The organism is Micromonospora sp. CA-246542, from assembly GCF_050942905.1.
In the GTDB taxonomy this organism is placed as follows: Bacteria; Actinomycetota; Actinomycetes; order Mycobacteriales; family Micromonosporaceae; genus Micromonospora.
Window position 1 is genome coordinate 1,019,907 of sequence record NZ_CP192040.1, and the last position, 16,523, is coordinate 1,036,429.

The window sequence follows — 16,523 nt, forward strand, 5'->3', positions numbered from 1 at the left end:
GGTGACCCTATGTGCGCGATGTCCACGCTGCTCAATGCCATCGGCGACACACAGCCCGAAAGGCGGTGTCATGGGCCAGACCCCGCGGGCGCTCCAGCCGTCCCTGTCCGAGCGCCACTTCTTCGGCGCCGAACTGCGCCGACTGCGCGAGCGCGCCAACCTCTCGCAGGCGCGGCTCGGAACCATGATCCGCTTTAGTGCCGATCTCGTCCGTCGGGTGGAGACGGCCGATCGGTTTCCCTCCCGCGAGTTCGTCGAGGCCTGCGACAAGGCGCTGGAGACCGGCGGCTCCCTGATGCGCCTGCTACCGCTGCTCGGCAGTAACCGGACCAGCGACGGCAAGCCGAGCACCCCCTCACCGGCCGGCGGCAGCCTCAGCAGCGCGCTGTCCAATCGCCCGACAGGAACGTTGGGGCTGGTTGAGATGGTCGCTCGGGTTCCGTTCCAACCCGGCGTCCTGGACAGCGCCGCCCTTGACTGGCTGAACGCTGCGGCGGGACCCCGGCCGCCCGTGGCCGGACGACCCGGCTCGCCTGACCATGTTGACGAAGAGGATCTTCATTCGGTGGAGACGGCCCTGGCGATGTTCCGGCAGTTGGACCACACCCACGGCGCCGGACGAGTCCACGCGCAGGTGCAGCGGTACGTCGAAGGCGAGCTGAACCGGCTGTTGGCGAATACTCCCACCTCTGACGCTGTTGGCCGCCACCTCTACACGCTGGCGGCGGGATTCTTCGAGCTCTGCGGGTACCAGGCGGTTGACACTGGCGCCCATGGCCTCGCCCAGCGCCGTTACCTTCGCGGTCTGCGTCTGACGGAAGCTGCCGAGGACCGCCCGTACGGCAGCTACCTGCTCGCCGTGAACATCGGTCACCTCGCGCTGCACTGCGGGCACCCCGAGCCGGCACGCAGGATGGCGCTGACGGCGGTGAGAGGAAGCGAGACCCAGGCGACTCCCGCTGTGGCAGCCGCACTGCACGCGGTGGTGGCGCGCACGCACGCCCGCCTCGGACGCGAACGCGACTGCCTGACCCACTTCGACATCGCGGAGAAGCAACTGGCCCGTAGCAAGCCCGAGGACGAGCCTCCGTGGATCCGGTACTTCGACGCGGCGTACCTCGCCGACGAGATCGCCCACTGCTTCCACGACCTGGGCCGACCGCAGCACACCCAGCAGCACCTAGGCGAGGCCCTCACCGCGCTGAGTCCCACCCATGTCCGGCGACTCGCCATCGACACCGCGCTCCTGGCCTCGTCGCTGGCCGCCGCCGGTCGCATCGACGAAGCCTGCGCCGCCGCACGCGAGGCAGTCGACTACGCCGCACGAACCACCTCACACCGTTGCCTGCAGCGCATCGTCGAGGTACAGGTCGACCTCGAGCCCTATCGGTGTGAGCCCGAGGTCCGCGAGTTCGGCGAGTACGTGCGTCACCGACTACCGCTGGCGGCTGTGTAACCCCTGTCGATCGTTGGCTGCATCCGCCATCACCGAGCGGTAGTGAGCCAACTCCGCTTCCAGCGCCGCGCCCGCTCGACGGGACGACGCCACATAGTGGCCGACATCAGCAAGAAGCAGCACCTCAGGCGCCATGCCGAGAGACGTTAGCTCCTCGGCGAGTTCGCGCACATCTTCGACCACGGCCACCTCGTCGGCGGTGCCGTGAATGAGCAGCACTGGCCGTTGGACATCGGCGGCTCGGACCCGGCCGGCGCCACCTCGGAGCCGCATTGCGTGCGCGCGCTGGAACCGGGGCGCCGTCTTCGCCCACCGCTCCGGATCCACGATCGCCGACACGGCGGTGGCGGCGGTGAACGGGCCGTCCTGGGCCACCGCGTGCAACGCGGTGTATCCGCCGGCACTGGCGCCACGGATGAACACCTGCCCCGGCACCGCCTGCCCCGCCGACAGCAGGTGAACCGCCACCGCCGCGCAGTCATCGACATCGTCCAGACCCCACCGGCCGTACAGCGATTCCCGGAACACCCGGCCGTACCCGGTGCTACCCAGGTAGTCGACATCCACGACGGCGAACCCGCGACTGGTGAAGAACTGCGCCTGCCAGTCCAGGCGTAGCAGGCAGGAGGCGGTAGGCCCAGGATGGGCCCGCACGATCACCGGTGCCCGCCAGTCCGCCGCCGCGCTCGTCGGCGGATACACCAGGGCAAGCACCTCCCGACCATTGGCCACTGGAACGCGAAGCTCCGTCGGCGCCGATACTCGCGCCCCGTCGAGTCCGGCGTGCTCCGACCTGGCAAGCACCTCCACCTGAGGATCGGCGTCAGACAGGTCGATCAGCGCGACCTGCGGGGCCGCGGTCGGTGATGATCCGATCAACGCCACCGTCGTCCCTTGCACGGCCAGGTACGGCTTGATCGACGTGTATGGAAGGTCGACCGGGCGGACAGTGCCGTCGGGCTCGATGATGACGAGGCGGTGTCGCGGCCCCTCCTGCACCGCCACGACGATCCGACCGTCGTCGAGGAAGCCGTAAGAGGCGTAACCCAGCTCCCATGGCTCCGCGGCGCACTCGCCCGCGATCGGCGCCACCGCCTCCACCTTGAGCCCGTTCCACCGGTAGAGGTTCCACCAGCCATTGCGGTCCGACACGAAGTACAACGCCCCGTCGGGTCCCCACCGCGGCTCCACCGCAGACTCATCAGGACCGCCGGCGAGCCTCACTGGGTCCTCGACCCCACCGTGCGGTGAGTAGGCAGCGGCCCACACCTCACACGCGTCCCAGGGCATGTCGTACTCACTCCACGCGGTCCAGGCCAACGAACCCGGACCCGGCCGAGGCGCGCCGAGAAACCCCCGGGTCGAGACGAGAGTTCGCATCTGCGGACCACCGGTGAGCGACACCGCGACGAGTTGGTCACCCTGCTCCGACTCCCGCACAGCCAGCAACTCACCGTCGCCGATCGTCAGGTCACCGAGGGATCCATGGCTGACCAATTCGAGTTCATCGCCGTGACGGCGGCTCCGGTAGAGGCCATCTCCGCCGACGCACCACAACGTCCCCTCGGCGACAGCGAACGATCCGCCTCCGTACGCGTGAACGCCGCTGGCGACATCGAAGCCCTTCGGACTGATATCACGTTTGCCCTCGCCGGGCCGCCACCGTGTCACCGTCGTACCCACGCCGGCGTCGGGGCGAGTCTCCAGCCAATACAGGCCGTCATCAGCGGAACGCAGCTGGTCATAGCTCACGGAGGCGCGGACGGCGTCGTCCACCGACACCTCAGCGATCCTGTCGCCCAGCATCACAGGTCCTCCTCGAACAACTTCCACGCGGGCCGGACGACGGCGGGCTCGTCGACCGCGTCCATCCGATCGCTCTCCCGGGGGCAATGTCGATGCGAACAGAAGCTCTCGTCCAGCATCATTCCTGATCATGCCTAGGGTCTCGGCAGGAGGCCGTAGTGGTCGGCGAAGGAGCGAACAAGGTCTTCGAGTACGGCTTTGCCCTTGGCCGCGGTGCCGTGGGACGGCAGACCAATGACGCCGCTGGTGGTGTAACCACTCATGCCCCTCGTGAGGAGGTGACGTCGATCGTCCGCTAGGTGGTCGGCATGCTGGAAGCCATCACGCACCACTTCCGGCGCAACGTGCAGAAGCAGCGAAACCTCGAGCTCGCCAGCGTGCATGTCCTGGTGGGCTGTGCTGTGCAGGCCGGCGGCAACGCGAGCGTCGTCCCAGTCGGCCCGAGCGGGGAACAGGGTCATCGCCGGTCCGGCGACGTTGGCTTCCTGAACGATGTTGGCAAGCGCGTAGTTCCCGCCGTGTCCGTTGATCACAGCGAGCCGGTCGACGCCCGATTCACGCAGGGAGTCAGCGATGTCAACGACCACGGCGGCGAGGGTGGTGGCGCTGATACTGACCGTTCCACGCCACGCGGCGTGCTCGTGGGAGCAGGAGATCGTCACGGGCGGCAGCAGAAAGAGGCCGTAGCGCTCGGCGACTGCCTTCGCAATCGCGCATGCCACGATGGTGTCCGTCAGCAGCGGGAGGTGGGCGCCGTGCTGTTCGAAGCTCCCGACTGGGAGGACCGCGACGGACGCTGCTCGTTCGGACTCGTCGGTGCTCGTCGCCGTGGTGATGAGATCCACGGGCTAATGGTTGCACGCTTCGAGGGTCGCTCGCCGATAGGCGAGCACGAAGGCCGCCGCCTCGGGAATGGCTGTCTGCTGGCGCAGGGCCACCGCCGTCGGGTTTAACCAGCGCAGAGCTCGCGCGGAGGAGGTGCCAGTGGCCAAGGCCAGGGCGTTGGCGGCCTCGGTCGCCGCGCGCTCGACGTCGCCACTGTTGAGATAGGCGGTGGACAGGGCCGATCGCCAAAGGGCCTCGTCGACACGCCACTGAGCTGGCCAGTGGCGCAGGAGTTGCTCGTAGAGATCGGCAGCAGCCGCCGGTTGGCCGAGGAGCAGGCGGCATTGCGCTTCGTGGGCAGCCACGTACACCGCGTCGCAGTGGACGCCGACATCGATCGGCAGTTCCGAACCCCAGTCGGCGCTGCCGGCGACCCTGTGCGCCTTGTCGATGCTGGCTGCACAGGCGTTCTGGTCACCTCCCATCGCGTAGGCCTGGGCTTGGCGGATCAGCAGTAGAGCGCGGATACGGCCTGGTAGCCGGACCTCCTCCAGCGCCCGCTGCGCCAAGGCAATGGCATTACGCGGATCGAAGCGTTCGAGGGCGCGTTGGCTCTGCCTCATCAGGACGTAGCTGGCGAGCGCCGGCGCGTTGGCTTCGACGGCCTGCTGCTGGGCGCGTCGCAGCCAGGCGTCAGCCTCGGCGGCGTCGCCCTGCTCGTCGATCCAGCTGAGAAACTCCGCCCACAGTGCCTGCGCGATGAGTACGTCTCGGCGATCGCCTGAACGGCTTCGCCGCCCGACCGCGGCCGCGATGCTGATCTGCGCATGGGCGGTGGACGCCATCCCGGCGTATCCGGTGCGGTTTCCGGCAATGGCCAGACCGGCGAGCTGCTCGTGCCACGAGCGGAGCAGGTAGGGCCTGTCGGGATGATCGATGGAGGCCCGGAGTTGGCCCTCCGCACCGTCGACCAGGCGGTAGCCGACGCTGGTGAGGCGACGCCCACTCTCGAGGTCTGACAGAAAGCGGACCAGCTCACCACCCGTCTGCAGTGCCCCCTCACACGACTCGACGAAGCGGGCGGACGGCCAGCGTTCGGCCTTCTCCACCTTGCCGACGAGGTCCCCACTGACGTGCACCAGCCTGCCTAGAGCGCGCTGGGACAGCCCGCGGCACTCGCGCCACTGCCGAAGCGCGGCCCCGAATCCATGCAGCGCCGATCGGTGCGGGGTCAGCCGTCGTGGAGTTTGCGCCACCGGTACTCCTGAGTGCTGTCTGTCCGTCACTGCCGCAGCCGGAAAGGTCTGACCGTACGTGGTCGAACGCTACGCGGACAGTTGCATGCGGACAACACCCTGTGTCCGCATCAGCGCTATCGACTCATCTGTCTCGGTGAGCAAATCTCGTTGCTGAGATACCCGTCCGCTTGCTGGTCGAAATCACTAGCAGCGGTTCAGGTCCGACGAAGCAGTTGCCTTCGCTGACGAGTCAGCTGCGAGTCGCGAGATTGGCCAGGACGCAGACATTTGAGGAGTGTGATGAGTTTTCAGAACGACCTCTCCCGATATGGATATCGACAGGAACTGAGCCGCCAACTCCGGTTTCGGGACTTGGTCGCGTATGGGTTGGTGTACATGGTGCCGATCGCGCCGATGGCGATCTTCGGCAGCGTGTACACCGGCTCCGGCGGGATGGTGGCCCTGGCGTACGCGGTCGGTGTGGTGGCGTTGGTGTTCACCGCGTTCTCCTACGCGCAGATGGTCAGGGCGTTCCCGATGTCGGGAAGCGTCTACAACTACGCCGGCCGGGGCATCAGCGCGCCGGTCGGGTTCCTGGCCGGCTGGGTGATCCTGCTCGACTACGTCCTCGTGCCGGGTCTGCTGTACCTGGTGGCGTCGGTAGCGATGCACGCCACCGTCCCGGCGGTGCCGGTCTGGTTGTGGCTGCTCGGGTTCGTCGCGGTCAACACGGTCGTCAACTCTGTCGGGATGCGGATGACCGCGATGGTGACCCGGGTGATGCTGGTCGGTGAGTTGGTCGTCCTGGCGGTCTTCCTCGCTGTCGCCGGTTGGGCTCTTGCCTCGGGTAGGGGCAGGTTCAGTTGGGACGCGTTCTACAACTCCGACACGTTCACCTGGTCGCTTGTCGCCGGTGCGGTGTCGATCGCGGTGCTGTCCTTCCTCGGCTTCGACGGCATCTCCATGCTGGCCGAGGAGACCAAGGGCGGTTCCCGGCAGATCGGCCGGGCCATGGCCGCTGTCCTCATCCTGGCCGGGGTGCTGTTCATCGCCCAGACCTGGCTGGCCGCGATGCTCGTCCCCGAGCCGGCCTCGCTGCTCAGCGACGGGGATCCGAACGGCACCGCCTTCTACGACGCCGCGCAGGTGGCTGGCGGAGGGTGGCTGGCGACCTTGTGCGCGGTAGCAACCGCGATCGCGTGGGGCCTGCCGAACTCGATGGTCGCCCAGGTCGCCACGTCCCGGCTGTTGTACGCGATGGCGCGGGACCGGCAACTGCCTGCCTTCTTGGCGAAGGTGTCGATCCGCCGGAACGTGCCGATCAACGCGACCCTGCTCACCGGCGCCGTGTCCCTGGTGCTCGGCCTGTACATGGCCACCCGCGCGGACGGGATCACGCTGCTGTCGTCGCTGATCAACTTCGGGGCGATGGTCGCCTTTCTGGTCCTGCACGTCTCCGTGGTCGTGCACCACCTCATCCGCCAGCGCAGCGGGAACTGGTGGGCGCACCTGGTCATGCCCGGTATTGGGTTCGCGATCCTCGCCTACGTGGTGGTCAACGCGAACATTGCCGCGCAGCGCCTCGGTCTGGCCTGGCTCGCCCTCGGCGTGGTCGTTCTCGCCGGCCTCTACCTGGCCGGCCGCCGGCCCGCGCTGTCGGGTTTGGCACCCTCGCAGCCGCAGGCCCGCCACGTGGAACGGGTGTGACCGCCATGGACACGATCACGTACCGTCCCGCCCGCGACGAACTCGCCTACACCTTCGGCGGGCGGATGCCGGTGGCCCACGTCCGCTCCGGCGACATCCTGCAGGTGCACACCGAGGACTGCTTCGGCGGCCTCGTCCGCGGGCCGGCGGACCTGCCGTCGCAGGTGTGCCGCATGCCGTACCTGAACCCGGTGTCCGGGCCGTTCTTCGTCGAGGACGCCGAACCCGGCGACACCCTCGCCATCCACCTCGCCGCCGTCACCCCTGCCCGCGACTGGGGCGTCTCCTCGACGTTTCCGCACTTCGGGGCGCTGACCGGTACGTCCCACACCGCCACCCTGCAGCCGCCGCTGCAGGAGCGGGTGTGGGTGTACGACATCGACCGGCAGGCCGGCACAGTCCGCTTCCACGCCACGGCCAGTGACCACTCCATCGACCTGCCGCTCGACCCGATGATCGGCACGATCGGCGTCGCTCCCGGCGGGTTCGAGGCCCGCTCCACGATCGTTCCCGACCTTCACGGTGGAAACCTGGACACCCCGGAGCTGCGTGCCGGGACCACTCTCTACCTGGGGGTGAACGTGCACGGCGCAATGTTGGCCGTCGGCGATGGGCACGCCCGTCAAGGTGAGGGCGAGGCGTGCGGCGTCGGCGTCGAGATCGCCACGATCACCACCCTGATCGTCGAGGTGATCAAAGGGGTGTCGACGGCCTGGCCGCGACTGGAGACCGACCGGGAGATCATGTCGATCGGCTGCGCCCGGCCGTTGGAGGACGCCTACCGCATCGCCCACCGCGACCTCGTCGCCTGGACGAGTCAGCTCACCGGCCTCGACGACCTCGATGCCTACCAGTTGGTCTCGCAGGCAGGCAGGGCACCGATCGGAAACGTCTGCGACCCCAACTACACGGTCCTCGCCACGGTGGACAAGGCGCTGCTCCCGCAGCCGCAGCCCGTCCACGACGGCGTGCACGCCCGGCTGCGGCAACGGGCCGCCGGGCTGCGGTAGAGCAGGAATGACCTGATGACCGCCCTGCCTCCCCAACTGCCGTTGCGCGACGAGTTGTTCCTGCTCGGGCACGACGACGACACCGGCCAGCTGCATATCCACCGTCAGGCCCTTGCCCTCGGCCTCGCCGGCGCGGTCCTGATCGACCTGTTCCTCGCCGGTCGCGTGGCGTTCGACCCCGCCGTTGGTGACGACCAGCCGGGCACAGAGCGGAGGTTGTGGCTGCGCCTGCACGAGCCGGTCGGCGACCTGATTGCCGACAGCGCGCTCTCCTCGATCCGACACGCGCGCCCGGCCCCATCCCTGCGCGGCTGGGTGCGGGGGTTCGCCGACGCTCTGTACGAGCGCACCCGCGCGGGCCTGGTCGCCGGTGGGATCCTGCGCCACCAGCAGCGCCGCCGATTTGGTGGGCTCGCCCGTACCGACCGCTACCTGCTCCTGGACGTCAAGTGGCCGGTTGTCGCTCGCGCCCGGCTGCACTACATCGCCACCGGCCGCAATCAGCCTGACAACCACACCGCCGCTCTCGCCGGGCTGGTCACGACCCTCGGGCTGCTCAACCATCTGTACCTCGCCGACGACACCACCGTGCTCGCCGCACAGCTACGCACCATCGCCGAACAGCACTACCAGCCGGTACGCGACATCACCGCGGCGGTCGACGCCGCAGTGGGGGATCTCGCCACCGCCGCATACCGCTGACACCGGACACCACCGGCAGCTATCCATCTGCCCGCCGTGCTTGGAGAACTCATGGACGTCATTCCGCGCATCCGTACCGCCCGCTGGGCGGACAAAGATCCGGTCGCCGCACTTGTTGCCGACGCCGTTTACCCCACCCCACTCGCCCAGTGGCTGGTGCCCGACCCGGCCGCGCGCCGCCGTGTCCTGGCCGACGTCGCGGCGATCTGGGTAGAGCACGCCATGTTCCACGGCGACATCCAGATCACCGATGACCTGAGCGCTACCGCCGTCGCATTTCACCGCTACCGGCCCATCCCGCCACCCGCGAACTACCAGAGCCGCCTCGACACCGCCGCCGGCACCCACGCCCAGCGCTTCGACATCCTCGACCAACTACTCACCACCCACCGGCCCACCGACCCGCACCACCACCTGGCGATCCTCGCCGTGCGCCCTGACGCCCAGCGGCGTGGCCTCGGCGCGGCGATGCTCACCCACCACGAAGCCCGCCTCGACCGCATCAACCTGCCCGCCTGGACCGAGACCCTTCCCACCACCCAGGACCTGTACCTCCGGCACAGATACCGTCCCCGACCGGCGCTCACCCTCCCCGACGGGCCCACGGTGACCTTGATGCACCGCGCCCCACGCCCAGCTCACGAACCGGGGCAACTCAACGCCACCACCGTCGCCCCGACGCTCGCGAGGCCCGTCGCCCCACGGTGAGCCGGATGCCTACGCGGAGGCGACAGCTCAGCCATCACGCCGCGTCTTCGTCTCACGGTCGTGCGCGTCATCGCCGGCCAGTCGCGCTGAGCTCGCGCCGGGGCGCACAAGCCGGTCGCCCGCCCAGGAAAGGGGAGGGCCGCGGCGACCGACGTGGCCGACGGCGATAGGCCCCCACTGTCGCCGTCGGCCACACCAGCCACCTTTGCCCAAGATCGAAGATGACTAGGAGCTTGAACGGACATGCCGACGCGGACGCCGATGCCCCGGGTACTTGAACCGGCGTACGGGCCACACCAGACGCCCGCTCGTACGGCGATCGACCACGCCGCGGCGCGGCAGACGCTCGGCGACCTTACGGACGCCTACCAATGGGCCGTCTACGCCCGCACGCTCGCCCACCGCGCCACCCCACCTGCCGAGCAACTCGACGCGGCGGCGCTCCTGGCACCCCTGGCCGCCGTGAACGGGCACGCAGACCAGGCTGTCACCGCCTACCGCGACCTGGTCGACCTCGCCACCGCGCACCTCGGCGCCAGCCACGAGCGGACCCTGCACGCCCGCGCCGGCCTAGCCCAGGCACGCCACTGCGTCGGCTGTTGTGACCAGGCGATCCGGGACCTCGCCGAGGTCTACACCACCGCCGCGCACCGGCACGGCCCCGACGCGCCAGTCAGCCTGAACACCCTCACCGCACTCGCGTGCCTCTACCGCGATTGCGGGTGGCCCGACGTTGCTCACCGCTGCCTCACCGCGGCCACGACCATCGCCAACAGGTACCTGTCTTGCGGCGATCCTCTCCGCGCCCGCATCACCGACACCGCGGGGACGCCCACCAGCTCGAACCATCGCGCCGTCTGCACCCAGGCGAGGTGGTCATGACAAGCATCGACCGGGTCGTCAACCACGGAAGCACGGTTGAGCACCTCCCCGCCAGTCGGCATCGCCCCGCTGCATCGGTCGCCTCCGGGCCATGTCGCCGCGCCCGGCTACCCCTTCGACTCGCGGACCGTGCTTCTAGAGGAGACCGCTACGCCATGTCCTTGAACTTCGATCCCCAGTGGCTATCTCGATACCCGGCACAAGATTCGGTCGGCGACGCGTTGTCCTCCTGCGTGTTCTGCGGCATTGCGTCCGGCGACGTGGAAGCGCACGTCATAGCCGAGACAGCGGACACGTTGTGTTTCCTGGACCATCTCCCGGCGACCTACGGGCATGTCCTGGTTGTGCCCAAGCAGCACTTCCAGGATCTGCTCGACATCCCGGAAGAGCCGTTCCAGCAGGTCATGGCGACCGCGAAGCAGGTGGCGAACGCGCTGCGGGACTCGTGCGGCGCGTCCGGCATCAATCTGGTCCACGCCACCGGTCAGGCCGCCCATCAGACCGTCTTTCACTTCCACGTCCACGTCGTGCCGCGCTACGACGGCGATTCGATCGTCGTCTTCCCTCGGCTGGCCGATCCGGCCCAGAAGCACGAGGTCGCACAACGACTGCGCACGGCCCTCAACGCCCCACAGCCGTCCATGACCAAGGCAGAAGGCAGCCAACCATGATGACCTCACCGATCGACGCCGTAGCCCAGTTCAGCGAGCAGGGCTTCGTGCTCCTCAAGCAGGCCGTCCCGGACAGCGTCGTCAGCACGCTGGACGCGGCCGTCCGCAGGCTTACTGATGACCGCGGCCCCGACCTGACGCACAGTTCGTTCAATACGAACCCGGCCCTGACCCACGTGCGTGACGCCGTGAACCTCATCGCCGAGTACCAGCTGCTCTTCGAGTGCGGCGCCCTGATGTCCGTACCCCACCGGATCCTCAACGGGTCGCTCCAGCTCCTGGGCACTGAGGTGCTGCGGCGGGGGATCTACCAGGAGGCCCACGAGCCGTGGCACCGCGACTCCGGGCCTTACCTGGAGCGTCCGTACGACGAACTCAACGGACCGCTGCACCTCAAGGCCCAGGTGTTCTTCACCGACACACGACCCAAGGACAGCGGCAACCTCGTGCTCATCCCGGGCTCACACCGATGGCCGGCCAACTACACGGACGACGCCTACTGGAAGGCGGCGAATGACGCCCTCGCCCAAGGTGCTCTTCCGGAAGGCGCCTTGAGCATCCACGCGGAACCAGGCGACGCGGTCGTGTTCGGCAACACCATGTGGCACGCCGTGCTGCCCAACCGGACCCAGGAGCGACGCAGCGCGATCATCCGCTTCGGGCAAGCGTGGCTGCGCCCGTACGACCACACCTGCGACCCCGCCACCGCGGCCGACCACCTCACTTCCCAGAGCCGTCGGCTGCTGGGCTACCACCCCAACACGGTCAACCCGGTGGACCTGTACAAGGACACGACGAGCAGCGAGAGTTGGGGCGCGTGATGACGGACTTGCCGCAGGTCGTCACCGTACTCGGGGCGACCCGGAACTTCTTCAAGGTCGGTCACTACACGCTGCGCCGACTCGCCGCCGACGCACCGCAGCTGACGCTACGCCTGGCCATTCCTGAAGCCCGGATCGCCGGGCGGGCCGTGCGCGACATCGAGGTTCAGCTCCGGGACTGGGAGCCGGCGGAGCCCGCCTCGCTGGTCGAAGCGCTGGCCGGCACGGAGACCATGCTGATGGTGCCTCCAATCGACCGGCGGCTCGACATCGGCGGCATGTACCTGCAGGCGGCGCAGAGGGCCGGTGTGCAGAGGATCGTCTGCCTGGGCATCCAGTTCGCCCCGGAGCAGTGCGCGATGGCCGACGAAGCAGCAGCGCTGGAAGTCCTCCTGGAGAAATCCGGGATCGCGTTCGACGTCGTCCAGCTGCCCATGTTCCTGGAGAACATTCTCTACCAGTGCCAGTCGATCGCCGAGACGCGGTCTTTTACCTTTCCCGTCGACGCGGACACCCCGTTCTCCTACATCAGCTGCGACGACGCCGCCGATCTGTTCTGCCGCAAGATCCTGTCTCCCGACTCAGTGGATCTGAGCGGCTCCCTGATGAGCCATCACACGCAGGCGACCTGTGCCCAGTGGGCCTCGGCCCTGAGTCGGGCATGCGGGCGGCCGATCAGGTTCGTGCGGCAGACAGACGAGCATTTCGTGACGAGCCTGGCCAAGTACGGGATGCGCCGCAGTGCCGCAGCGCAGGTCCTCGGCCTGTGGGGCCGCATCGGCACTGAGGGGGACGCCCCGGCGACCCGGACGGCCGTACAGCTCCTGGGGCGATCCTCCACCGATCTTGAGACGTGGACGACGGCCCATGCCTGCTGCTTTGGCCCCGGGTTCACCTCGTGCCCCCACCCGTACCCACCCATTCAGCACATGTTCGGCCCAGGCTGAGAGGCGGAGTGCCAGGGCGCAGCGCGAGCCCTTCGCCGGGCCCGCGCTGCGCCTGACCGCCAACTGCGGCCCGCGTTTCGGGGCACGACGGCGCGGCCGAGTAGAGGCATTCGGCACCAGGCGGTGACGGGTGCTCTCCGCCCCGAGCACAGACCGAGACAGCTGAGGACTCCTGCAATGACTCTCACCAACTGGGACGGCAACGTCGCCATCGCCGCCGAGTGCGGCTGGACGCGCATCACGTCCCTGGAACAGCTGGAGTCGATGCTGACGCGCGAGGAAGGACCAGTACGCGTCCTCGGATCCAGGTTCACCTACCCGGCTCAGCTGCGGTGCCCGGACGGGACTCGCGGCATCCTCCTCGACCTCCCCGGTCGCGGAGCCGGTGAGCTGCGTGGCGAGAACTTGTACGTCACGGGAGACACGCTTCTCGAAGACGTGTGGCGGGCTTTCGGCCGCCGCGGTTTGGAGCCGGCCGCATGCCCGCCGGTGATCACAAGCCAGACGATCGCCGGCGCGCTCGCCACCGGTACCCACGCACAGGGTCTGTCCGGGGGCACCTTCTCCGACTGCGTGGCCGCCGTCGAGCTCATGGACGGGACCGGCACCCTGCACCGGCTCACCCCCGCTGACGCCGAGTTTGACGCGGCCGTGCTCAACCTCGGGTGCCTCGGCGTGGTCGTCGGCCTGGAACTTCGTGGCCGACCGGCACAGGAGTTGCACTGCGCCCGTTTCACCGTGGCCGAGGACGGCCTGCCCGAGCGCTACGCCGCCTGGAACCGCGAATCCGTGGCCGCCAAGAGCTGGTGGTTCACCGAGCACCAGGTCACGCACACCTGGATCGTCCACGACGACAGCTGGACACCCTCGGGCGACGAGACCCACACTCGGGCTGACCTGGACCACATCGTGACCCGCACCCGACGCCAACTGATGGCCGACATCGGCGACGGCCGGGGCCGGACGCCTGCGGCCCAGACGCTGGAGAAGTTCCTCAGCGCGACGGGCTCCACGGGGACACTCCACGGGATCTTCAAGAACGGCATCCCGGCCCCGCAGCTGAACATGGAGATCGCCGTTGCCCTGGACGCCGTCCCCGCGGCGTACGCCGGTCTCAAGAAACTCCTGCGCGACTCTCCCTACAAGCTGCACTACCCCGTCATCCTGCGCACCACCGGCCCAGCCCGCGGCCACCTGAGTCCCACGCAGTCAGCCCCGGCCACCTACTTCGGCTTCGTGTCCTACATGAGCGCCGCCGGGTCGATCACCGCCGTGCGTCCATTGTTCGACGACATCCAGCGCCTGCTCTACGGCCTGGGTGGCAGGCCGCACTGGGGCAAGTACTTCACTCCGGAGCTGCTGCCCGCCTCCAACACTGACGGCTTCCACCGGTTCCGGCGGGCCCTCCGCACGTTCGACCCGCACCGACGTTTCGAGAACGACACCTTCTATCGCACGCTCGGGCTCGCCCCGACGCGACCCGGAGTTGATGGACCGGCGCCACTCAGCCGCCCCCGCCTGGCGGCGCCGACGCGACACCAGGGATGAATCCCACCAGCGCTACCGACGTGCTGTCAGGGGCAGTCAGCAGAATGGGCGGCATGACGACACCTTCCGCAGCGGCGTTCGCTGTCGACCTCGCTGACGAGGCCGCCTACCTTGAAGCCGTCGGGCAGGCGCGGAAGGCCGCCGATGCCTACTACGGTTCCGGCGAGTCAGACTTGGACGACGAGACCTACGATCGGCTGCTGCGCGGTATCACCGCGTGGGAGGACGCGCACCCCGGGCAGATCGCGGTCGACTCCCCGTCCCAGCAGGTCGCGGCGGGCGTGACAACGGGCGACGTCGCGCACCCTGTTCCGATGCTCAGCCTGGGCAACGTCTTCTCAGACGAGGAACTGACGGCGTGGGCCGTCTCGCTGGAGCGGCGGCTGGGCGGAGTCGCGGTGGCAGGCTGGGCGGTGGAACCCAAGCTCGACGGTGTGGCCCTGGCAGCCCGCTACCGGGAGGGCCGGTTGGTTCAACTCGTCACCCGCGGCGACGGGATGACCGGGGAGGACGTGTCCCACGCGATGGGGGACATCGTCGGCCTGCCCATGACCCTGACCGAACCGGTCACGGTCGAGGTGCGGGGCGAAGTCCTCATGACCGAGGACCAGTTCGCCGCTGCGAACGAGCTGCGGATCGCGCACGGCGCCACGGCATTTGCCAACCGCCGCAACGCCTCCTCGGGCTCACTGCGTGCCAAGGACCGTGCCTACCGAATCGGTCAGACCTTCCTGGCCTACGCCGCATTAACCCACCCCGAGCACACCGACGATCCCGGCCTCGCCGCGCTCACTCACACCCAGCTCATCGCCCGCCTCGCCGATCTCGGGCTGGGGACGATGACCGACACCCCGCTCGCCACCCGGACCTACGTGACCCTTGACCAGGTGGTGAACCGGGTGCGCGAGATCGGCGCACTGCGTGCGGGACTCGACATCGAACTCGACGGTGCCGTGATCAAGGCCGACAGCCCTGCCGACCAGATCCGGGCCGGGATGGGATCTCGCACGCCGCACTGGGCCACCGCCTTCAAGTTCCCGGCCGCCCAGAAGATCACCGTGCTGCGCGCCGTGGAGTGGAGCGTGGGCCGCACCGGTGTGATCGCTCCACGGGCAGTCCTCGACCCCGTGGACGTCGCCGGCACCACCATCACCTACGCCACGCTGCACAACCCGGCCGACATCACCCGTCGGGGCCTGATGCTCGGAGACCACGTCATCGTCTACCGAGCCGGCGAAGTCATTCCCCGTGTCGAAGGCGCGGTCGCTGGCCTCCGCACTGGCACCGAGCAGCCCATCGACTTCCCCGAACTCTGCCCGCGCTGCGGCTCCGGCATCGACCGCAGTCAGGAGCGCTGGCGCTGTGCGCGGGGACGCTCCTGCGGCCAGAAAGAGGCGATCCGGTACGCCGTGGCCCGCGACGCGCTCGACATCGACGGCCTCGGCGAGAAGATCATCGTGCAACTCGTCGACAAGGGGCTGATCGAGGACTTCGCCGACCTGTTCACCCTCACCCGCGATCAGTTGCTCACCCTGGACCGCATGGGGGCCAAGAGCGCCGACAACCTCCTGGCTGCGATCGAGACGGCCAAGACCAAGCCCCTCAATCGCGTCTTCTGCGCCCTTGGCGTCCTGGGCACCGGCCGTTCCATGTCGCTGCGCATCGCCGCGCACTTCGGCTCCATGCAGGCCATCCGAGACGCCGACGCCGTCGCCCTCGAGCAGGTCAACGGCATCGGCAACGAGAAGGCCCCAGTGATCGTCGAGGAACTGGCCGACCTCGCCCCGGTCGTCGACAAGCTCGTCGCCGCAGGCGTGAATATGAACCAGCCTGGCTTCGTTCCCGCTGCTCCCACAGATGCTGAGGGCGATGCCGAGACGTCCGTCCAGGAGGCGAAGAGCGAGCTGCCCTTGGCGGGGCTGACCGTGGTGGTAACCGGTGCGATGACCGGCCCTCTCTCGGACCTATCCCGAACCGAGATGACCGAGCTGATCGCCAGGGCGGGGGGACGCGCATCCTCAAGCGTCTCTGCCCGCACCCACCTCGTCGTCGCTGGAGAGAAGGCCGGCAGCAAGCTCGACAAGGCCCGGGCGCTGGGCATCGAGACCATCACACCCGAGGAACTCGCCCAGCGCCTCGCTGGCATCTGACGAAGGCTGCCGTCGCGACCGAGGACTCCGGTGCGAGGCGTGCACGCCGCGC

At 68.6% G+C, this 16,523-nt stretch carries 14 protein-coding genes; 11 read left to right on the forward strand and 3 right to left on the reverse strand.

The genetic code is table 11. From position 1 onward, the window contains the following. Nucleotides 1-70: 70 nt before the first annotated feature. Nucleotides 71-1,456: a helix-turn-helix domain-containing protein gene (locus ACQP0N_RS04920; RefSeq protein ID WP_433117899.1), complete on the forward strand. Its 1,386-nt coding sequence runs from the start codon at nucleotides 71-73 to the stop codon at nucleotides 1,454-1,456. Here the strand turns inward: ACQP0N_RS04920 and ACQP0N_RS04925 are convergent. The 3 genes from ACQP0N_RS04925 to ACQP0N_RS04935 all read right to left on the reverse strand — a co-directional run bounded on the left by ACQP0N_RS04925 (nucleotide 1,436) and on the right by ACQP0N_RS04935 (nucleotide 5,343). Continuing rightward, the gene (locus tag ACQP0N_RS04925) at nucleotides 1,436-3,232 is read right to left on the reverse strand and encodes a S9 family peptidase (protein ID WP_433117901.1); all 1,797 of its coding nucleotides are present in this window, start codon (nucleotides 3,230-3,232) and stop codon (nucleotides 1,436-1,438) included. The genes ACQP0N_RS04920 and ACQP0N_RS04925 overlap by 21 nt on opposite strands. Before the next feature lie 164 nt (nucleotides 3,233-3,396). Continuing rightward, complete coding sequence (locus ACQP0N_RS04930) at nucleotides 3,397-4,107, reverse strand: creatininase family protein (protein ID WP_433117902.1); 711 nt, start codon at nucleotides 4,105-4,107, stop codon at nucleotides 3,397-3,399. Between the two features lie 3 nt (nucleotides 4,108-4,110). Further along, a complete protein-coding gene (locus ACQP0N_RS04935) occupies nucleotides 4,111-5,343 on the reverse strand; it encodes a helix-turn-helix domain-containing protein (RefSeq protein WP_410814881.1) in 1,233 nt (410 codons plus the stop codon). Nucleotides 5,344-5,625: 282 nt separating this feature from the next. Between ACQP0N_RS04935 and ACQP0N_RS04940 the strand changes: the two genes are divergently transcribed. From ACQP0N_RS04940 to ligA, 10 genes are all read left to right on the forward strand, one after another. Further along, entirely contained in the window at nucleotides 5,626-7,032 is a 1,407-nt protein-coding gene (locus ACQP0N_RS04940) for an APC family permease (RefSeq protein ID WP_433117904.1), read from the forward strand. Further along, nucleotides 7,029-8,042, forward strand: a complete 1,014-nt coding sequence (locus tag ACQP0N_RS04945; protein ID WP_433117906.1) for an acetamidase/formamidase family protein — start codon at nucleotides 7,029-7,031, stop codon at nucleotides 8,040-8,042. Before ACQP0N_RS04940 ends, ACQP0N_RS04945 begins: the two co-directional genes overlap by 4 nt. A gap of 15 nt (nucleotides 8,043-8,057) precedes the next feature. Further along, a complete protein-coding gene (locus ACQP0N_RS04950; protein WP_433117908.1) occupies nucleotides 8,058-8,744 on the forward strand; it encodes a GOLPH3/VPS74 family protein in 687 nt (228 codons plus the stop codon). Between the two features lie 51 nt (nucleotides 8,745-8,795). Then, nucleotides 8,796-9,452, forward strand: coding sequence for a GNAT family N-acetyltransferase (locus ACQP0N_RS04955; RefSeq protein WP_433117910.1), 657 nt, complete (start codon nucleotides 8,796-8,798; stop codon nucleotides 9,450-9,452). A 243-nt stretch (nucleotides 9,453-9,695) separates the two neighbouring features. Beyond that, on the forward strand, nucleotides 9,696-10,334 hold the full coding sequence (locus ACQP0N_RS04960; RefSeq protein ID WP_433117912.1) for a hypothetical protein: 639 nt from the start codon (nucleotides 9,696-9,698) through the stop codon (nucleotides 10,332-10,334). 155 nt (nucleotides 10,335-10,489) lie between these two features. Beyond that, entirely contained in the window at nucleotides 10,490-11,005 is a 516-nt protein-coding gene (locus ACQP0N_RS04965) for an HIT family protein (protein WP_433117913.1), read from the forward strand. Next, complete coding sequence (locus ACQP0N_RS04970; RefSeq protein WP_433117915.1) at nucleotides 11,002-11,826, forward strand: phytanoyl-CoA dioxygenase family protein; 825 nt, start codon at nucleotides 11,002-11,004, stop codon at nucleotides 11,824-11,826. The genes ACQP0N_RS04965 and ACQP0N_RS04970 overlap by 4 nt, the downstream gene beginning before the upstream one ends. Then, nucleotides 11,826-12,773 (forward strand): NmrA family NAD(P)-binding protein, encoded by a 948-nt coding sequence (locus ACQP0N_RS04975; protein ID WP_433121439.1) that lies wholly within the window; start codon nucleotides 11,826-11,828, stop codon nucleotides 12,771-12,773. Before ACQP0N_RS04970 ends, ACQP0N_RS04975 begins: the two co-directional genes overlap by 1 nt. 177 nt (nucleotides 12,774-12,950) lie before the next feature. Next, nucleotides 12,951-14,321 carry a D-arabinono-1,4-lactone oxidase gene (locus tag ACQP0N_RS04980; RefSeq protein ID WP_433117917.1) on the forward strand — a complete coding sequence of 457 codons (1,371 nt, stop codon included), beginning with the start codon at nucleotides 12,951-12,953 and terminating at the stop codon, nucleotides 14,319-14,321. Between the two features lie 53 nt (nucleotides 14,322-14,374). Continuing rightward, on the forward strand, nucleotides 14,375-16,471 hold the full coding sequence (gene ligA / locus ACQP0N_RS04985; protein ID WP_433117919.1) for an NAD-dependent DNA ligase LigA: 2,097 nt from the start codon (nucleotides 14,375-14,377) through the stop codon (nucleotides 16,469-16,471). Nucleotides 16,472-16,523 lie beyond the last annotated feature (52 nt).